The organism is Methylomonas rhizoryzae, from assembly GCF_008632455.1.
Classification (GTDB): Bacteria; Pseudomonadota; Gammaproteobacteria; order Methylococcales; family Methylomonadaceae; genus Methylomonas; species Methylomonas rhizoryzae.
On record NZ_CP043929.1, the window covers coordinates 3,090,667 to 3,109,259 of the forward strand.

Here is an 18,593-nt window from a genome sequence, read left to right on the forward strand (position 1 = left end):
ATTTATAAGATGCAATTATTAAATATAACTCAATCAAGTTAATTCAGAAAATATAGCGCATTTCTAATTAATTTTGTGATATTTAAAACCCATTAAACAGCCACGTATAAACCTTTAGGTTTTAATATATTTTTTTTGGAGGCCGGAATGAAAAAAATTCTACTCAATTCATTGTATGTAATTGCAGTATTGTTTTCCGAGCCGGCGTTAACTGCACCTATAATTTCGCTGGATCCACATCCTCAAAAAGTCCACCTGGGAGAAAATATTTTTATCACTATTAATGTATCTGGTTTGCAGTCGGGGGGAACAAATACTTTACTTGCTGCATTTAGCATGGATGTGCACTTTGATAGCGATATTTTTCAGTTCTTGCCGGGGCTTTCGTCATTCGGCAGCGGATTAGGTGATGTAGGCTTGGGCGAAGCATTGATTGGAGCTTCATCTCCCGGCTCCGGAATATTAAGCTTATATGAACTGTCTTTACTGGAAGATAGTACCAGTAACTGTATTCTATGCACAGGCCCTTATTTGGAAGATTTACAAGGCAATAGTTTTACGTTGGCAAACTTGGCCTTCTATATGCCGTTTGACGCTAAATTTTCCGGCACAACAAGCATATTTTCGACTGCCAATGTAATATTAAGCGATCCTTTCGGAAAGGAAATTACAAACTTCAGTAATCCAAGCACCGCCGTGTCGGTAGACGAACCGACAACTACACTATTGATAATTATTGGCCTTATTTTAATTATTGGAAAAAATTATAAGCATGTTTTTTTTACAAAAGATAGCCGGCGCATCAGAAATTCGATTTTAATTGATATATGGTATATTAAGTATACAATTGGATTCTGTCTATTAGCAACAATACCACCAGCACCTGCCGATAATTGCCCGGTTAGTACGGTAAATGCTGTTAACGATTTAATTCAGGCAATTAATAGCGCCAATACAAGTAATGCTTGCCTAATAACTATTCAGAAAGGTAACTACCTAATTTCAGATTCCATAGAAACGGACTCAGGTGAAGAGATAGGCTTACCTGAAATCACTAGCAATATAACAATTCAAGGCGCAGGAACGGACGTCACAACAATTACAACAAATCTTCAAAATCTTAGAGCGATTAATATCGCAGAATCAGGAAATTTGACAATCAGAGATGTTAAATTAACCGGATTTATGGGGCATTCAGGAGCAGCAATTAATAACAAAGGCCAATTGACACTTTCAAATATTTTAATCTCCGACAATAGCAATGATGATAACGGTGGCGGCATTTACAACGAAAATAAATTAACTATCAATGACAGCATTTTCTCAAATAATACTGCAAATTGCGGGGGAGGAATTTACTCAGCGAGTGGCAAAATGATAATTAGCAACACCAAGTTTGAAAGCAACACACTGGACGATGGAGATTGCGCCGGCGGCGCGATATTCAATAAAAATACTGATGCGACTTTAATAAAAGTCTTGATATTGGACAATTATAATCCATCAATACGATTTAATCCAGGATATGGAGGAGGAATATACAACGACGGTTCCATGACAATTATAGATGCAACGATTTCAAGAAATGATCAGGATAAAGGTGGAGGCATCTATAACGACGGAAAGCTTATACTAAATAACTCCACAGTTACAGATAATTTTGCCTCACACGGTGGCGGTATCTTTAACGATGGAAATTTAACTATGCTAAATACTACTGTCAGCAAGAATATCGCTTCGGGCGGCAGTGGTGGCGGGATTGCAAACCTAAATACGGTGTTAATTAATAATGGCACTATTGCTCAAAATCAATGTATAGATTGCAATAATGATGATTCATCGCCGTTCCCCCTACCTGGAGGCGGGATTGCGAACAGAGATGAGGGCGTTCAAGTTAAAAACACGATTATTTCAAGCAACACAAGCGATACCGGTTCAACCGGCAACTGTAGCGCACCGATCATATCCAATGGCTATAATTTGGATAGTGATGGAACTTGTGACCTAAATCAGCCGGGCGATATTGCAAACCAGGATGCCAAATTGGGGCTGCTACAAGATAACATGGGGCCTACGTTTACTCACGCGTTATTGGATGGCAGTCCCGCAATCGATGCAGGCGACAACAACGGCTGTCCTTCCAGAGATCAGAGAGGGGCAATTCGCCCGCAAGATGGTGACGGGGACCACGAAGTCAAATGCGATATTGGCGCTTACGAAGCCGGAGTCTTGACCGATCTTGACAAGGTTCAAGTCAATGGCGACGCAAACAAGGATTTACCCTTTATCCGCTTGACCAGCGATGAGCCGTCCAAAGCAGGTAGCGCGTTCTTGCCTACGGTCTTTGCCCTGACTCCGACTTCAGTCATACACACCCGGTTTTCATTTCAAATCGGCGGCATATATTCCGACGGTCCTCTGGGATCGGATGGCTTAGCCTTTGTCATGCACAATGACCCGCGCGGACCTACCGCCGTGGGAAATAGCGGGGAAGGCTTAGGTTTCGGAATTAACGAAACCGGAGATAATCCCGTCAATCCGATAGCGCCAAGCATCGCCATAGAGTTTGATACGCACCGGAATGCCTTTCCACTTCATTTTTCGCCCGATCCGGACGACAACCACATTGCTCTGATCAACAACGGCGAGATATTCAATCATCTTGCTTATGACACGCCCGCTTTATCGCTTAACGACGGCTCCATCCGTTATGTGTGGCTCGATTACGTTGGAGTAAGCAAGCACCTTGAAGTGTTTATGGCCGCAAGCGAAGTTAAACCTGCCGCTCCAATCATTTCAACTACTGTCGATTTGTCGTCCAGCCTGGGAAATAAAGTCTATTTCGGCTTTACTGCAGGAACCGGAGGTGGATTTAATCGCCATGACATTCTTTCCTGGAAGTTAAACTTCGTTTTTTCGCCCGCTATAGGCGATTTCAATGGCGATAGCTGCGTCGATCAAGCCGACTTAATAACTTTATTGGCAGTTATCAACGGTACCGGAAACAAACCATTAACTTACGATTTAAACGGCGATGGCAAAGTGAATATTGCCGATTCGCGTAAGCTGGTGACCTTGTTCACTAGACCGCGTGGTAACGCTTGTTTTTAAGATTAAAGTGAAACAATCCCCTTCCCCAAAGAAGGGGACGAATCCCCCCCGGTTTCCCTATGGCGCAAGGCAGAGAAAACCGTAAGACAGTATTCCCCGGAAATTGGGAAATACGCGGTCCGCAGGATGCGAGAACATCAAAAGGAATAGACAGCGATTCAATCTATCCCGGTTAAGTCCGATTCCTTGACTCTCAGACCCCGTCAGCCGGGCAAGCAAGCTCCGGCCAATTCCGAATCGGCACGAATCAGAACGTAGGAGTGCGGGCATCGCAAATTACGCCAAGCAAACAAGATTTACGCCGGGGCTGCAAGGCCCCGTGCTTGGAGCGCTTACGAAATTCCAGACACTTCAGCATCATAGAACGGATGAAACGCGACTGAGCCGTCGGATTCAAATCTACCTTAAACCGGGTTTGACTATCCCACCGGAATACCCGTTGCTTTGTTAAGCCGCCTCTGCGACAACTTGACGCAGAGGCGCGAAGTTCGCGCGGGATAATGTAAACTTTTCCTCATCATTATTACGTTACAATCCCGAACTACAGATAACGTATGGATGCGAGCACTCAAAGTTTTACAGACATTCGCACCTCGGCATTTCAGCTTTTTTCCTTGTCACCTAACCGCTCTATCGAACGATGCTTTTGACTCGCGACCTGCGTTTCTTCTATAAAGTGCGTTCGATCAAATAAAGCGGCAACCGTTAATGGGACAATCGTTGAAGCCACGCGGGCGATTCGTTGCTTACAAGCCGATTTAACCGACAAGAGTATTTAAGCGAGTAGTTTGAATTCGATTCATGCTTTAAATCAGGAATATTTCAGGACGTTTCTCACCTAACCCCCAGCAAATGGAATCACGATGTACATGAATGATAAAAAATCCGTTTTCAGAAATTTAGGAATCGCCGTATTAAGCGTGGGTATAGTAGCCTGTAACGGCGCCGAAGAGCGCAAAGCGAAGTACATGGAGGAAGGCAGACAGCTATTCCAAGCCGGCGATTACGAGAAAGCCCAATTGGCTTTCAAGAACGTGCTGCAAATCGATCCGAAAAATTGGGAAGGCCATTTCCAAATGGCGGAAACCTTGAGCAAACAAGGCAAAATCGAAAACGCCTTCCGCGAGTACAACACCATTGTGCAAAACGACGAAAATCACGTGATGGCGCGGATTCGGGTTGGACAATTACTGTTGCTGAACCGGGCATTGCCGGACGCCGAGAAAATGACCGACGAAGCCTTGAGCAAAGCGCCTGACAACGTGGAAGCTTTGGTGTTAAAGGCCGGCATTCAATTGGCAAAAAACGAAACGGGCAATTCTGCCGCAACAATCGACAAAGCCTTGCAACTCAGCCCGGACGACGTCTCGGCATTGTTGATGAAAACCTCGGTGTTGTTGAAATCCGGCTCGGACCAGCAGGCTATAGACCTAATGCAGCAAGCCGTGGAAAAACACGCCGACAACATTCCGCTCCGTTCGATGCTGGTCAATATTTATGCAAAAAATCAGCGTAATCCGGAAGCTGAGGAACAATTAAAACAGATTTTGCTGCTTCAACCCAACGAGGTGCAACATTACAAAAATTTGGCGCTGTTTCAAGTCCGCACCAATCAATTGGATGCCGCCGAAGCCAGCTTAAGAGAAGCAGTGCAAAAATTACCGGAAAACGAAAACGCCCGGAACAATTTATTAGACTTTTTGGTGGAAAAGCGTGGGGCGGAAGTTGCAATTTCCGAACTGCTACCGATGATTGCCGCCAAACCCGACGCCTATAGCTTGAAATTCAAGCTGGCTTCGCTGTATTTGACCGGTAAAGACGCAGAAAAAGCCGAACAAACGCTGAAAGAAATCGTCGAGCAAGACAAGCTGGGGCCGAACGGCATCAGCGCTCGCAATAAAATCGCGTCCTTATATATGTTGACCAAACGCGGCGACGAGGCCAAAGCCCTGGTTAAAGAGGTTTTAGACGCCAATCCAAGAGATGCGGAAGGTTTAACCTTACGCGGGCAATTCGCGTTAGCCGAAAACAAAACCCCGGAAGCCATCGCCGATTTCCGTTCGGTGTTGGTTGACCAGCCCAACAATCTCAACGTGTTAAAGCTATTGGCAGCCGCGCACTTGCGTAACGAAGAACCGGAGCTGGCCAAAGAGCAAATGGAAAAAGTGGTTTCCCTGGCCCCGGGAGACGAAATAGCCAGGCTGGATTTAGTCAATTTGCACATGAAAGCCGGCAAGGAAGAGCAAGCCAGACAACAACTGGAAGCGTTGTTGAAAGTCAAACCGGACAGCAAGAAAGGCCTGGAAACGCTGTTCAAACTGGAAGTAGCCAAAAAACAATGGAGTAACGCTCAATCGGCGGCCGCGCGGATCGTGGAAGCCTTCCCGAACGAAGCTACCGGCAACTACATGTCGGCCCTCGCCTATCAAGCCGAAGGCAAATTGGACAATGCCATTGACAAATTCAAACAGGCGTTGAGTCAAAAACCGGATGCCATAGAACCCCTAACGGAGTTGACCAAAACGTATTTGGCGCAAAAACAGGCAGCGAAAGCCGTAGCGGAATTGCAGCAGGTCATTAAAGCCTATCCGAATCACTTCATTGCCTATAACCTGTTGGGCGGCGTCTATTTAGCGGATCAAAAGCTTGCCGATGCCAAAGCCGCATTTGTAAAAGCCCGCGACCTAAAGTCCGACTGGTTCAGCCCTTATCGGAATTTAGCGTTGGTTGCGTTAATGCAAAAGAATAAAACCGACGCCATCAAAGCCTACGAGCAAGGCATAGAAAAAACCAACGGTGCCTTGGAATTGGTGGAAGACCTGGCCAGACTGTATCACGGGGCCGGGGAACACGACAAAGTATTGGCCTTGTACGAAGCCTCCTATCAAAAACATCCCAATTCGGCAGTCGCGGTAAACAATCTGGCCAGTTACCTTTCCGACTACGCCAATACGCCGGAAAATCTGCAACGCGCTGCAGGGTTAGCCGAACCATTGGCCAAATCCAACAACGCCAGCTTTTTGGATACCGTGGGCTGGATAGCTTATCAACAAGGCAAACTCGAAGAAGCGAAAGCGCATTTGCGTAAATCGCTGGAATTGGAACCTAACCTACCGATTACCAACTATCACATGGGCATGGTTTACGTTAAGGAAAATGCCGTTACCGAGGCCAAAACGTATTTCGAGAAAGCCACGGAAGCTAAAGGCAACTTCGAAGGCAAAGAGCAAGCCAAGCAAATGCTGGATAAATTGGCTCAAGGTCAGTAAGGATAACCGGAATGCCCCCATCCGGCGGATACGCCATAAGCCGCCGGAGCGGGTTCGCACCGGCGGCTTGGTCAAAGTTGATTAAGCCGGGTCAGGCAAAACCCGATTTTATTCGAACGGAATTTTCTTATCGGTCGCTTTGTTGAATACGGTGCCGAGAATATTGCAATCTTTCAGCAAACCGGCGGCGTGTTTTAGCTCCTCGGTTTTAGTTTTACCCTCTTCGACCACCAACAGTACGCAATCGACGTAAGGGGCGAATCCCAAGGTATCGTCGTGAGACAACAGCGGCGGCATGTCGAAAATGATGGTGCGCGACGGATAACGGCTTTTCAGCTCCTCCACCAAGCGCACCATTTTCGGCGAATGCAGCATTTCTGTGGAATTAAACAAAGGCTTACCGGCCGGTAGCACTACCAAACGCTCGATGCCCGGATTGATCAAGATTTCGCTCAATTCCTTATCGTGCAGCAAATAATCGCCCAAGCCGGTTTGAGCGGATAAGCCGAATAACTTGCCGACACCCGGATCGACGAAATTCGCGTCGACCAACAACGCCGTTCTATCCAGCTCCATCGCAATACTGATGGCCAAATTGACCGCAGTCAGGGTGTTGCCGCTGGTGCTATGGGTACTGGTAATAGCCAGTGTTTTCCATTCCATAGCATCCATGCTTTGCAAGCAACGGGTACGCAACATTCGAAACGATTCCAGCCATTTGCCCGGCGGGAAAGCGGAAATGATCCGATTCTCTTTTAACAATGCGTGCTCAGACGTCTGCACGCGAGTTTGTTTATAGGCCACGCTCAATCCGTCTTGCGTCGACGGACTTGTCGGCATGATTGGTGCAGTGGATTTTTCCGCAAATTTTTCTAAGGAACTCATAATTAATCTCGTCGCTTTATAAGCCGGCTACCCGTAGCAGTTTGTACCAAAACACGTCCAACGGCATGAACAGAAAATGAAATAGCAAAGCGGCAATCAATGCCGAAACACCGGCTCCTATCAATATTAGTTGCTGACGTTTGCGATATTGCTCGCGCTCCGCACTACTTTCCAAGTACGGAATAGTCGCTAAAGGCGCAGTCCCCATAATCATCAGAATGTTTTTCTCGCTGTGGATACTGGAATCCACGACCTCCACCAACATCACCGAACCTATCCCGCAAGCCACGGAAAGTATCACGCCCAGCAACAAAATCGCCAGGCGATTCGGACTAACCGGCTGCAAAGGCTCTTGCGGCGGATCGATCAGGGTGAAACGCTCGCCTTTCTTTTCCAGCTCCAACTGCTGGGAAATTTGGGCTTCCATCTCCCTGGCACTGACTTCTTGATACCTTTGATTGGTGTTGTTCAACTCCTGCACCATGTCCATATAGTCTTTTTCGACCAATGGGCCTTGCATCAGATTATTGCGTAATTCGTTGATCTTCTTTTTCACCTCTTCGCGGGTAAAGCCCAAGGATTTAATATCCGTGTTGACGCCTTCCAATTGCGCTTTAAGGGTAATGTAGGCAGGGTTATCCGGTTCCAAATCAACCGCAGCATACTCGCTGGGTTTACTATCAACTAAAGTCTGTTGCAAAGCATTGATCTCTTTTTGCAATTTTTGTATATCCGGATGTTTTTCGGAGTATTGCTTCAACATCTGCGCCAATTGCGCCTTTTTATCGATGACTTCGGCATTGATTTTATTCGCGTCCAGGTTGGAACCGATTTCTTTTTGTAAGGATTCGATTTCCCGTTTAGTCTTCACCACGTCCGGGTGGCTGTCCGAATATCGGGCCACCATCGAAGGGTATTGAGACTGCAACTCCTTCAATCGATCCCGCATCCCGAAAACCCGGCTGCCGGCGGCATTGACCGACATCGCGTTCGGGTCGATCTGCGCTAATTGGCCTTCCAGGTAGAAGCGCCGCTCCTGCGCCGAACGCTCCTGACTATCCAAACTCAACAGTTGATTGTTTAAGGCAGTCAGCTCCTGCATGTTGAGTTGATTGACCTCGGGCAATTGGCGCAAATGCTTTTCCTTGAATCCGGCCAGATCGGCTTGCAGCTGTTGAATTTTGGCTTTCAACCGCCGCGCTTCTTCGCTCAAAAACAACGCGGCATTTTCGGCCGACTCGGTTCTGGACTTGATGTTTTCTTTCAAGAACAGCGAAGTCAATTCATTCGCCACTTTTTGCGCTAAATTGGGCGATTTATCGTCGAACGACAAAATAAAAGCGATGGTCGCTTTAGTCGGAACGCCTCTGCGCGGGTCTATCACGTCCGCGCTGATATTTTCCACACTAATGCTTTCCCGCATTTTTTCGAGTATCACTTCTTCGGTCTTGGTCTGCCTGTCGTCGGCGTAGAGATCGTATTTTTTGATGATGTCGGTCAAATTGGCCCTGGACATAATGCGCTGGCTAATCACCTGTATCCTTTGATCGGCAAAGGTAGTGACGGTGGATTTGACCAAATCGGAGGGAATTTCCTGTTCCTCGATCAAAATAGTCGCGGTAGAGCGGTAAACCGACGGCAAGGCCACCGCCAAAATGATGCTCAGCAGCACGAGAACAACGGTAGGAATGATTAGGTATTTTCGGCGTTTTTTGACGATTTTCAGATAGTCCTTAACATCGAGTACTTGAGTTTCCACGCTATTTCACCTGCCGATTAATTTGAGGTTGATACGAAAATTGTAAAAAGACGTCATTTCCCACTGCAGCTTGACCGACCGACGAATATTCCTGTTGCCGGTAAGAATAGGACAAGCGTAAATCGATGTCTTCAGTCCAACGCCAACGAATATTCGGCGTAAAAGTCATATAAGTACGGTTGTTGCTGAAAAAATTTCCTGCTTGCGCGAGCGTCCGGTCCGATTGCAGATAACTGGCTTCCAGCCCGGAACTCCAACGCTCATCAAATTGATAACGCGCGTTTAAAGAAACGGAAGTCGTGTCCCTTTGACCGCCGGTACTGGCCGGAGTCAACTGTTGGCCGGCATTAATGTCGATACTACCCCAATCGTACTTGCGATTGATACCTGCGGAAAACACGTTACCGCTGGCACTGGAAGTTTGCTCGGCTACCGTGCTGGATACGGGAAAATCCAGAAATTGGACCGTCTGACTAGTGACGCTGGTACTATCGGTGTTACGGATACCTCCGGACAACGTAAACAGCGTCCGTTCGTCATACGCGTATTTCAACCCCGCTTGGTAGGTGAAGGTATCCGATTCCTGACTATAAGCCGTAACGATACTCGTGCCGTTGCTGACCACCGGCGGATACTCACCGCTCGTGGAAAACCGGGCAAAACTACCGGTAAAATTCACCGAAAATCGCGAAGAAACCCCATGCGTCAGCATGGCCGATACTTGGCCGTTGGTATAATCGGAATAGAATTGACTGGCATTTTTTTGCGGATCGCGTTGATAGGCAACGTCCAGATACGAATAAGCCAGTTGCACCGAATCGCGTTCGGTTAAGCTGTAGGTTAAGTTAGGACTAATCGATTGGGTGGTTTTAGGAATTTGCAATTGCAAATTACCGTTACCGTCCAAATCCAATTGAGTATTGATCGAAGACTCTTCGGCATAACGAGCGCTCAAACCGGTCTTGAAACGCTCTGCGGTAAATTGGTGATTAAAATCGGCAATTTTCTCGGAAAAATCCAATTCCGATTCGTCGTGATAAATAATTTCGTTCCAATGAAAGTTGGTTTTCAATTCGTGATTTTCGCCGATATAACCCAGCAATATTCCAGGCGAAATCGTAGTAATAAAATTATCGCGGTTAGGCTTGATCTGCATCCGCAGGTTGTCGGTATACCGTTCCTTGACACCGAACGACGGATCGAATAGCCAATCGATTGCCTGACAATTAGCGCATACCATCAGCATGGCCGGCAGAGTCAATTCCGTTTTGATCTTCATGGAAAACAAGCTCACCTCGTCCTAAGGCACCGTAACCGTATCTCCGGGCTCCAACAGTATGTTTTGCTCCAGATGATCGCCGTCGATCACGTCGTCGTAATCGAACGGAAATACGGTAACCTTATCGCCGGACCGGCGCAGTACGCTGATGTTATCTTCGTCGGCGAATACCGTTAACCCGCCCGCCATGCTTAAAGCCTGCAATACGTCTATCCGTCTTGCCGCGTAGACTTGCCCGGGTTTATTGACTTTACCGATCACAAAAATCGCATTGCCTTGGTTGTTCAGTAATTTAACGCTGACGGACGGATCGGCGATATAATCGGCCAGCTTGAAGCTCAGCAGCTGCTTCAAGTCGCTAATGGTCCTGCCGGCGGCGTTAAGACTGCCGACTAACGGAAAATCTATCGTTCCGTCCGGGCCGATCAAAAATTGCTGTTGCTGCAATCCCTCTTCCTTCCAGACCGTAATTTCCAACGCATCTCCCGGAGAAAGCAAGTAATTGGGCGTACCGGCCGGTTCTTTCAGCACCAGAACGTCGTTAGCGGTAGGAACGGTAGTTGCGGGAGTTTCAGAATCGGCGAAAGCGGAATAGTTAACTAGCAAAAACGCAAAGACAAGATTAAGTAACTGTTTCAAAACGCATTCCTTTCTATAACGTTGAAAAATGCACCGCGACTCGATTCCTGTAAACACGGCTAAATCGACAGTGTATGCTCGAAATGTAACAATAACTTTAACGACTCGATTTCGTTACTATCCAAGGTTTTACACGGCTGGATTCGGGCTATCCTCGAATCGCGCACCGAGTGCAAGTATATGCCAGCGATTGACATAATCCAACAACTAAACTAAGTAACTCTATGATGCTAAATGACTTTGTTCAGCGGGTAAAAACCGGAAACGATGTAGATTTCCAAGACACCATGGCTATCATCGCCGAACACTATCACTATCAACCGGTTGATTTTACTAACGGAATCGACAAGCCCATCCATAACCCGGCCGGCACGAACGAAGGCTCTTGCAAGATTTTTGCATTCGCTTTGTTACACGACTTTAATCAAACCCAAACCTTGACCTTGTTCGGCGCTTATTATCGGCAGGACGTGCTGAATAACCCCGGCGGCAACGACCATCAAAACATTCGAACCTTCATGCGGGACGGCTGGGCCGGCATCCGCTTTGAAGGCCAGGCGCTCGCCGCCAAAGATTTGCGTGCCGGTTGATCTTCTAATCGTCGGACAAGGCTTGGCCGGCAGTCTGTTGGCGTGGTATTCGCTTCGCCGGCATTTTAGCGTACTTGTGATAGACGACGGCGAATTTAACGCCTCGCGGGTAGCTGCCGGCTTAATCAATCCGGTAAGCGGACAACGCTTGAATCTAAATCCGGAAATCGCCGCGCTGTTACCGTTTGCCGAACGTTGTTATCGACAGTTTGCCGTTCATTTCGCCCGGACTTTTTTTATTCCGTTGAATATGTTGCGCATCCTGCAAACCGAGCGGGAACGGCAATATGCCGAGCGCCGCCTGCTCGATCCCCGCTATCGAGAATTTTTGCAAACGGAATGCGATTATCCCGAACCCGTCCAGGCGCCTTTAGGGGTGGTGGTGCAAAAACAAACCGGTTATCTAAATACCGGCTTGTTGCTGGACAGCCTGCGCGATTATTTTATGGAACGAGGAATCTATCGACAAACTCGACTGGACTACGCCGAAATTACCCTGCAAGCCGGTTTGTCCTGGCGTGACGTTCGGCCCCGCCACATCGTATTTTGCGAAGGTTACCGGGGCGGCAAAAATCCTTGGTTCGGCTTATTACCGTTTCAACCCGCCAAAGGCGAAATTATTACTTGCGTTTCCGAACGGCACACGCCCAACCGCATACTCAACTACGGTAACTGGCTGTTACCCATCGGGCCGGAAACGTTCAAAGTCGGCGCCAGCTTCAGTCCCAAGTTCAGCGACACACGCCCCAACCCTGAAACGCGCCGGCAATTGCTTACCCGCCTGCAAGCCGTCTACCCTGACCTGGCGCGGGCTGAAGTCGTTCAACACGCAGCCGGCGTCCGCCCGACCACGCTGGATAAGCAACCCTTGATCGGTACCCATCCGCATCATCCTAATTTACATATTTTTAACGGCTTCGGCGCCAAAGGTAGCCTGAGCATTCCTTGGTACGCCGAGCGCTTTGCCGCGCACTTGCAAGAGGGGGTTGCGTTGCCGAAACAAGCCGATATCCGTCGCTACTATGACCAGAGTTTCATTGACCCGCACAGCGCATGAATTAATCGAAACCATCTTGCGTCCCGGCGATCGTGCGATAGACGCCACGGTGGGCAACGGCCACGATACCCTGTTTTTAGCCCGATGCGTAGGCGATAGCGGCCGAGTTTTCGGTTTCGACATTCAAAGCCGGGCTTTGCGCAAAACCGCGGATAAGTTGGCACAACAGGGCATGACGGCGAGAACGGCCCTATTCAACGTCGATCACAGCCAGATGGGCCGGACTATCCCTGCCGACAGTCATGGCAAGATCAAAGTAACAATGTTCAATTTGGGCTATTTGCCGGGCGGCGACAAAACAATCACGACGCAAACGGCCAATACCGTTAAGGCCATAGCCGTTGCCGCCGAGATGGCCTCGGCTCATGGTTTAATCAGCATCCTGGCTTACCCCGGACACCCGGAAGGAGCCTTGGAAACCGACGCCGTCGAACATTACCTCTACAGCTTACCGGCGCAAGACTACCAGGTCCGAACGCTAGCTTCCCAGCATCCCACCCCGAGCGCCCCCCGCTTGTTCGTTGTCGAAAAAAAGCCGATGGAAAGGTAGAAACCGGCTGAGGATATCAATACCCAGCCATGCCGGCTTAGCCTCCTCGCTTACAACAAATGTTTCACCGCCTGGCGTTCCTCGATGAGTTCGGCTTGATTCGCCCGCAGCTTGTCCAAACTGAATTCGTTCAAATCCAAGCCTTTAACGATGCTGTATTGCCCGTCCCTCACCACAACCGGAAACGAATACACCAAACCGGATTCGATACCGTAACTACCGTCCGACGGTACGGCCATACTCACCCAATCGCCGGCATCGGTACCGTTGATCCAGGTAGCCATGTGCAAAATGGCCGCGTTGGCCGCGGAAGCCGCGCTGGATTGCCCTCTTACCTTGATCACTTCGGTGCCGCGAAACTGTACGGTGGGCATGAATTCGTCCTTAAACCAAGACGCCTCTACCAGCGACAACGCATCCTGCCCTTTAACTTTGGCGTGATGCAAATCGGGATATTGCGTACAGGAATGATTGCCCCAAACTATCACGTTTTTTACCTCCAGCGTGCGTACCCCGCATTTTTGCGCAAGCTGGCTAATTGCCCGGGTGTGATCCAGCATCGTCATCGCGGCGAAACATTCGGGCGCCAAATCGGGAGCGCTTTGATACGCTAAAAATGCATTGGTATTGGCGGGATTGCCGGTGACCAGAACCTTGACGTTGCGGCTCGCCACATCGTTCAAAGCCCGGCCTTGCACCAAAAAGATTTCCGCGTTCTGCGACAACAAATCGCTACGCAACATACCTTGTGTGCGCGGTCTGGCGCCGACAAGAAAGGCATAATCCACGTTTTCGAACGCCACTCTGGGATCGTCGGTCACCACAATCTTATGCAACAGCGGAAACGCACAATCGGTAAGTTCCATCACCACCCCTTTCAGCGCTTGCAGCGCCGGGGTAATTTCCAACAAGCGCAACACGATCGGTTGTTCCGGTCCCAACAAATCACCCGCCGCAAGCCTGAACAACAACGAATAACTGATTTGGCCCGCAGCGCCGGTAACGGCAATATCAACTGGTGTTTTCATTGGATACCTTTGGTGTCGAAATTAATGGACGGGCGCTACGACGATATACCGCTCCGCCTCTGGCGTATCCGGCAACGATACCACATTCCGTTTGGGCTGACCCGCATGGATTGTGGGGAGTGCGGCTAGCCTTATCCTGTATAATAAAGCCCTAAATAGTTGCTTTTTGCTTAGGAAGACTAGATGAAAAAACTGTTGTTCCAATTCGATACCGACCCGTTTTTTTCGAGTTTCGATACCGTCGTGGCCTACGACGGCGGAGCCGACCGCGTGATCGGCCACGGGAACGTCACCCCCGACAACGTGGGGGGATTGGTCGACGGCTGCATTTTTACCCGCGCCCCGAAAGACAAGAAAAAAACCGCCATATTCATAGGCGGCAGCAATATGGAGGCCGGGCAAAACTTACTCGCGGCGGTTCAGCAACATTTTTTCCCGGGCTTTCAAGTGTCGGTCATGCTGGACAGCAACGGCAGCAATACCACAGCGGCGGCAGCCGTCGCCAAAATTGCCTCCAGCACCGGCCTCAAAGGTAAAAAGGCCGTGGTTTTGGCCGGCACCGGCCCGGTTGGTCAACGGGCGGCCGCCATGATGGCTCTGGAAGGCGCCGAGGTCGGCATCACCTCGCGGCATATTTTCAACGCGGAAAAAGCCTGCTTCGCGATGCAAGAGCGTTTCGGGGTAAACCTCACGCCGATCGAAGCCGCGGATTTGGACGCCCGCGCCCATGCGATTCAACACGCCAACATCGTCCTGGCCACCGGCGCCGCCGGCGTCGAACTACTGAGAGAAGAGCACTGGCGCGACAATCCCAACCTGGAAGTATTGGCCGACGCCAACGCGACGCCGCCGGTGGGCATAGGCGGTACCGACGTGATGGATAAGGGCGAACCTCGCCACGGCAAAATCGTCTGGGGCGCTATCGGCTTCGGCACCTTGAAACTAGCCTTGCATCGAGCCTGTATCGCCAAGCTTTTCGAAAACAACAAACAAGTCTTGGACGCGGAAATCATTTTCGCGCTCGCCAAGCAAATGGCTTAAGTCAGTTTCGGGCAAGCAGTGTCTGCAGCGACAACTTCTATGAAGGCGTTAAGCCTTGAGTTTTTCAAGGCCGGCCTAGACGCCGCCGACCCAAGCCTAGCGGTACGGCGCAACCTAAGCTACTCAAACGACCGCCTGAATCTAGCGTTGGCGGACGGCGGGATGCGTAGCGGCCATTGGCGCAAAATTCATCTTATCGCGTTCGGCAAGGCCGCTGTCGCGATGGCCGCCGCCGCGCAAGCCGTCATCCCCGCCGAACAACTGACTCAACCCGGGTTATTGGTAACGACCGTCGAAAACGCCGCACCCTTGCCTAACGTCGAGCTTATGACCGCAGGCCACCCGTTGCCGGACCGGAACGGCTTGGCAGCGGCTGAAAAAATCGCTGCCCGTTTGCAAGCCGCCCAAAGCCGGGAGTTGGTGTTGCTGTTGATCTCGGGCGGCGCATCGGCGTTGTTGCCGTATCCGGTTGCGGGCGTCGGTTTAAGCGATAAAATCGCGACTACGCAATTATTGCTGCACAGCGGCGCCGACATCGGTCAGATCAATTGCGTGCGCAAACACTTGTCGCTGCTGAAAGGCGGCGGCATGACCAAGTTGGCCGCGCCTGCCGATTTGCACGCCTTGATTCTGTCCGATGTAATAGGCGACGACCTCAGCGCGATAGCCAGCGGCCCCAGCGTCGCCGATCCCAGCAGTTATGCCGATGCCATACGCGTTCTCGACCAAACCGGCATCCGCCCGAATACGCCGCCGTCGGTGTGCGAACACCTGCGCAAAGGCGCGGAGGGCTTATGCGAGGAAACGCTGAAACCGGGAGATCCGAGGCTGGCACAGGCTTCCTACACCCTAGTCGGCAGTAACGGCCTAAGCGTAGCCGCCGCGGCCCGCTCCGCCGAACAGGCCGGTTTTGTCACTCGGATTTACCACCAACAGCTCACCGGCGAAGCCCGCAAACTGGCAACGGCCTGGGCAGGGCAGGTCCAGACGGAGTCCGACCCATTCAATCTACCGGAGGCCTGGATAGCCGGCGGGGAATCCACGGTAACCGTAACCGGCCGCGGCCGCGGCGGGCGCAATCAGGAGTTCGCGCTGGCCTTTGCGATTGCCGCCGAAGCGTACGATTGGCCGTACAACTGGGTGTTTTTAAGCGCCGGCACCGACGGCCGGGACGGCCCAACCGACGCGGCCGGCGCCATAGTCGATGCCCAAACCTTGCCCCGCATTCGCGCGGCCGGCATCGATCCTGCCGCCGCGTTACGGGACAACGACGCCTACACGGCGCTCGCCGCCGCCGACGCGCTGTTGAAAACCCGCGCTACCGGCACCAATGTCGCCGATATCCAAATTTTATTGCTATCCCCTTTTTCCGCATATCCCCCCTACTAAGGAGCAAGCGCATGTTCACCCCAGCCATGACTATCGAAGAATTCGACCCGGATTTATACGCGGCGATACAACAGGAACGCAAACGCCAGGAAGACCACATCGAATTGATCGCCTCGGAAAACTATGCCAGCCCGCGCGTTCTGGAAGCGCAAGGCACCTTGCTGACCAACAAATATGCGGAAGGTTATCCGGAAAAACGCTATTACGGCGGCTGCGAATATGTGGACATTGTCGAACAGCTGGCAATAGACCGCGCCAAGGCTTTGTTCGGGGCCGACTACGCCAACGTGCAAGCGCACTCCGGCTCGCAAGCCAACATGGCGGTATTCATGGCGCTGGTGCAACCGGGCGATACCATCCTAGGCTTGAGCCTGGCGGACGGCGGCCATTTGACCCATGGCGCCAAGCCCAATTTTTCCGGCAAACTTTACAACGCAGTGCAGTACGGGCTGAATCCCGCGAGCGGCGAAATCGACTACGAGCAAGTCGAAGCCTTGGCCTTGGAGCACAAGCCGAAAATGATAGTAGCCGGCTTCTCGGCCTATTCGCGCATTTGGGATTGGCAACGCTTTCGCGACATCGCCGACCGGGTCGGCGCTTACTTCGTGGTCGACATGGCTCACGTCGCCGGCTTGGTCGCGGCCGGGTTATATCCCAACCCGGTACCGATCGCCGACGTGGTAACCAGCACCACCCATAAATCCTTGCGCGGCCCGCGCGGCGGGCTGATTTTGTGTAAAAGCAACCCGGAGTTGGAGAAAAAACTCAACTCCAACATTTTCCCCGGCATTCAAGGCGGCCCGCTAATGCACGTGATCGCCGCCAAAGCCGTGGCATTTAAGGAAGCCATGACCCCGGAATTCAAGGCCTATCAACAACAAGTGGTCGCCAACGCCCGGGCAATGGCGGAAGTTTTCATGCAGCGCGGCTACGACGTGGTATCCGGCGGCACCGACAACCATCTGATGCTGGTATCGCTGATCGCCAAAGGCATCACCGGCAAAGCCGCCGACGCCGCGCTGGGCCGCGCCCACATCACCGTCAATAAAAACGCCGTGCCCAACGATCCGCAATCCCCCTTCGTAACCAGCGGCATTCGAGTCGGCACCCCGGCACCCACGACCCGCGGCTTCAAAGAGGCCGAGGTCCGGGAAATCGCCGGCTTGATGTGCGACGTGTTGGACCACCTGGACGACGACAGCGTGATTGCCGCAGTACGCACCAAAGTCGCGGATTTGTGCGCGCGTTTTCCGGTTTATGCCTGACTCCCCGTATGCGGACGGTTCCACAAGGAGCCGTCCGGTCTTGACGCCAATGCCGGCCTCCGCACTCCACAGCACCTGCCCGATTTTCTATAGCTTTCGCCGCTGCCCTTATGCGATGCGGGCCAGATTGGCGCTTGCCAGTGCCGGAATCAGGGTGCAGTTACGCGAAGTGGCGCTACGAAACAAACCGGCCGCCCTGCTTGCCGCATCGGCTAAAGGCACGGTCCCCGTACTGGTCCTCGCCGACGGCCGGGTGATAGACGAAAGCTTGGACATCATGCTGTGGGCGCTGGATCGGCACGACCCGGAACGCTGGCTGACCGCTTGGACCTCAGCCGACAACGCCGACCTCATTAGAGAAAACGACGGCGAATTCAAACGCCATTTGGACCGTTACAAATATGCCGACCGTTATCCGCAGCATCCGCCGCAACATTACCGCGAACTCGGCGAAGTCTTTCTCGCCAAACTGGAAAATCTATTGGCAAACGCCGCATATCTAAGCGGCGAACGATTTGGCATTTCGGACGCCGCCATCGCCCCCTTCATCCGCCAATTCGCCGCCGTCGACCACGACTGGTTCGCCCGCTCGCCCTACGGCCGATTACGGCTGTGGTTACAAAACTTTGTCGATTCGCCACGCTTTCAAGCCAGCATGTCCCTCTATCAGCCCTGGATGCCGGACAGCGAAGCGCTGTACTTTCCCGCGTAATCTCGTTACCACCTATCGT

The 18,593-nt window shown here is 51.1% G+C and carries 14 protein-coding genes; 9 read left to right on the plus strand and 5 right to left on the minus strand.

Features of this window, described 5'->3' with window-relative positions; genetic code table 11:
• The first annotated feature begins 147 nt into the window (after positions 1 to 147).
• Both F1E05_RS13755 and F1E05_RS13760 read left to right on the plus strand, forming a co-directional pair.
• Positions 148 to 3,111 (plus strand): choice-of-anchor Q domain-containing protein, encoded by a 2,964-nt coding sequence (locus tag F1E05_RS13755; protein ID WP_150049388.1) that lies wholly within the window; start codon positions 148 to 150, stop codon positions 3,109 to 3,111.
• Between the two features lie 869 nt (positions 3,112 to 3,980).
• Positions 3,981 to 6,380: a tetratricopeptide repeat protein gene (locus F1E05_RS13760; protein ID WP_150049390.1), complete on the plus strand. Its 2,400-nt coding sequence runs from the start codon at positions 3,981 to 3,983 to the stop codon at positions 6,378 to 6,380.
• 108 nt (positions 6,381 to 6,488) lie between these two features.
• Here the strand turns inward: F1E05_RS13760 and F1E05_RS13765 are convergent, their stop codons facing one another.
• From F1E05_RS13765 to F1E05_RS13780, 4 genes are read right to left on the minus strand one after another with little or no spacing between them, the layout of a single operon-like run.
• Positions 6,489 to 7,265 carry a CpsD/CapB family tyrosine-protein kinase gene (locus F1E05_RS13765; RefSeq protein ID WP_150049392.1) on the minus strand — a complete coding sequence of 259 codons (777 nt, stop codon included), beginning with the start codon at positions 7,263 to 7,265 and terminating at the stop codon, positions 6,489 to 6,491.
• A gap of 16 nt (positions 7,266 to 7,281) precedes the next feature.
• Positions 7,282 to 9,024, minus strand: a complete 1,743-nt coding sequence (locus F1E05_RS13770) for a GumC family protein (RefSeq protein ID WP_150049394.1) — start codon at positions 9,022 to 9,024, stop codon at positions 7,282 to 7,284.
• Between the two features lies 1 nt (position 9,025).
• Positions 9,026 to 10,303, minus strand: coding sequence for a porin family protein (locus F1E05_RS13775; RefSeq protein WP_150049396.1), 1,278 nt, complete (start codon positions 10,301 to 10,303; stop codon positions 9,026 to 9,028).
• 21 nt (positions 10,304 to 10,324) lie between these two features.
• Positions 10,325 to 10,942: a polysaccharide biosynthesis/export family protein gene (locus F1E05_RS13780; RefSeq protein ID WP_232056656.1), complete on the minus strand. Its 618-nt coding sequence runs from the start codon at positions 10,940 to 10,942 to the stop codon at positions 10,325 to 10,327.
• A gap of 224 nt (positions 10,943 to 11,166) precedes the next feature.
• Between F1E05_RS13780 and F1E05_RS13785 the strand changes: the two genes are divergently transcribed.
• Genes F1E05_RS13785 through F1E05_RS13795 form a run of 3 tightly spaced genes read left to right on the plus strand, consistent with a single transcriptional unit; the run spans position 11,167 to position 13,139 of the window.
• On the plus strand, positions 11,167 to 11,532 hold the full coding sequence (locus tag F1E05_RS13785; protein WP_150049398.1) for a HopJ type III effector protein: 366 nt from the start codon (positions 11,167 to 11,169) through the stop codon (positions 11,530 to 11,532).
• Entirely contained in the window at positions 11,522 to 12,589 is a 1,068-nt protein-coding gene (locus tag F1E05_RS13790; protein ID WP_150049400.1) for an NAD(P)/FAD-dependent oxidoreductase, read from the plus strand. The genes F1E05_RS13785 and F1E05_RS13790 overlap by 11 nt, the downstream gene beginning before the upstream one ends.
• The gene (locus F1E05_RS13795; RefSeq protein WP_150049402.1) at positions 12,555 to 13,139 is read left to right on the plus strand and encodes a tRNA (mnm(5)s(2)U34)-methyltransferase; all 585 of its coding nucleotides are present in this window, start codon (positions 12,555 to 12,557) and stop codon (positions 13,137 to 13,139) included. Before F1E05_RS13790 ends, F1E05_RS13795 begins: the two co-directional genes overlap by 35 nt.
• A 50-nt stretch (positions 13,140 to 13,189) precedes the next feature.
• Here F1E05_RS13795 and F1E05_RS13800 read toward each other — a convergent pair whose 3' ends face one another.
• Entirely contained in the window at positions 13,190 to 14,167 is a 978-nt protein-coding gene (locus F1E05_RS13800; protein ID WP_150049404.1) for a malate dehydrogenase, read from the minus strand.
• A gap of 183 nt (positions 14,168 to 14,350) precedes the next feature.
• On the opposite strand from F1E05_RS13800, the gene F1E05_RS13805 reads away from it, so the two are divergent.
• The 4 genes from F1E05_RS13805 to F1E05_RS13820 are packed head-to-tail and all read left to right on the plus strand — an operon-like array spanning position 14,351 to position 18,574.
• Complete coding sequence (locus F1E05_RS13805; RefSeq protein WP_150049406.1) at positions 14,351 to 15,208, plus strand: NADP-dependent methylenetetrahydromethanopterin/methylenetetrahydrofolate dehydrogenase; 858 nt, start codon at positions 14,351 to 14,353, stop codon at positions 15,206 to 15,208.
• Between the two features lie 39 nt (positions 15,209 to 15,247).
• Complete coding sequence (locus F1E05_RS13810) at positions 15,248 to 16,597, plus strand: glycerate kinase type-2 family protein (protein WP_150049408.1); 1,350 nt, start codon at positions 15,248 to 15,250, stop codon at positions 16,595 to 16,597.
• Between the two features lie 11 nt (positions 16,598 to 16,608).
• Entirely contained in the window at positions 16,609 to 17,862 is a 1,254-nt protein-coding gene (gene glyA, locus F1E05_RS13815) for a serine hydroxymethyltransferase (protein ID WP_150049410.1), read from the plus strand.
• A gap of 49 nt (positions 17,863 to 17,911) precedes the next feature.
• On the plus strand, positions 17,912 to 18,574 hold the full coding sequence (locus F1E05_RS13820) for a glutathione S-transferase (protein ID WP_150049412.1): 663 nt from the start codon (positions 17,912 to 17,914) through the stop codon (positions 18,572 to 18,574).
• Positions 18,575 to 18,593 lie beyond the last annotated feature (19 nt).

What these genes read in the sequence shown, in the direction of transcription:
- F1E05_RS13795 (WP_150049402.1), top strand. Translation starts at nt 12,555, where the DNA reads ATGACCAGAGTTTCATTGACCCGCACAGCGCATGAATTAATCGAAACC.
- F1E05_RS13800 (WP_150049404.1), bottom strand. Translation starts at nt 14,167, where the DNA reads ATGAAAACACCAGTTGATATTGCCGTTACCGGCGCTGCGGGCCAAATC.
- F1E05_RS13755 (WP_150049388.1), top strand. Translation starts at nt 148, where the DNA reads ATGAAAAAAATTCTACTCAATTCATTGTATGTAATTGCAGTATTGTTT.
- F1E05_RS13810 (WP_150049408.1), top strand. Translation starts at nt 15,248, where the DNA reads ATGAAGGCGTTAAGCCTTGAGTTTTTCAAGGCCGGCCTAGACGCCGCC.
- F1E05_RS13775 (WP_150049396.1), bottom strand. Translation starts at nt 10,303, where the DNA reads ATGAAGATCAAAACGGAATTGACTCTGCCGGCCATGCTGATGGTATGC.
- F1E05_RS13785 (WP_150049398.1), top strand. Translation starts at nt 11,167, where the DNA reads ATGATGCTAAATGACTTTGTTCAGCGGGTAAAAACCGGAAACGATGTA.
- F1E05_RS13760 (WP_150049390.1), top strand. Translation starts at nt 3,981, where the DNA reads ATGAATGATAAAAAATCCGTTTTCAGAAATTTAGGAATCGCCGTATTA.
- glyA (WP_150049410.1), top strand. Translation starts at nt 16,609, where the DNA reads ATGTTCACCCCAGCCATGACTATCGAAGAATTCGACCCGGATTTATAC.
- F1E05_RS13765 (WP_150049392.1), bottom strand. Translation starts at nt 7,265, where the DNA reads ATGAGTTCCTTAGAAAAATTTGCGGAAAAATCCACTGCACCAATCATG.
- F1E05_RS13820 (WP_150049412.1), top strand. Translation starts at nt 17,912, where the DNA reads ATGCCGGCCTCCGCACTCCACAGCACCTGCCCGATTTTCTATAGCTTT.
- F1E05_RS13805 (WP_150049406.1), top strand. Translation starts at nt 14,351, where the DNA reads ATGAAAAAACTGTTGTTCCAATTCGATACCGACCCGTTTTTTTCGAGT.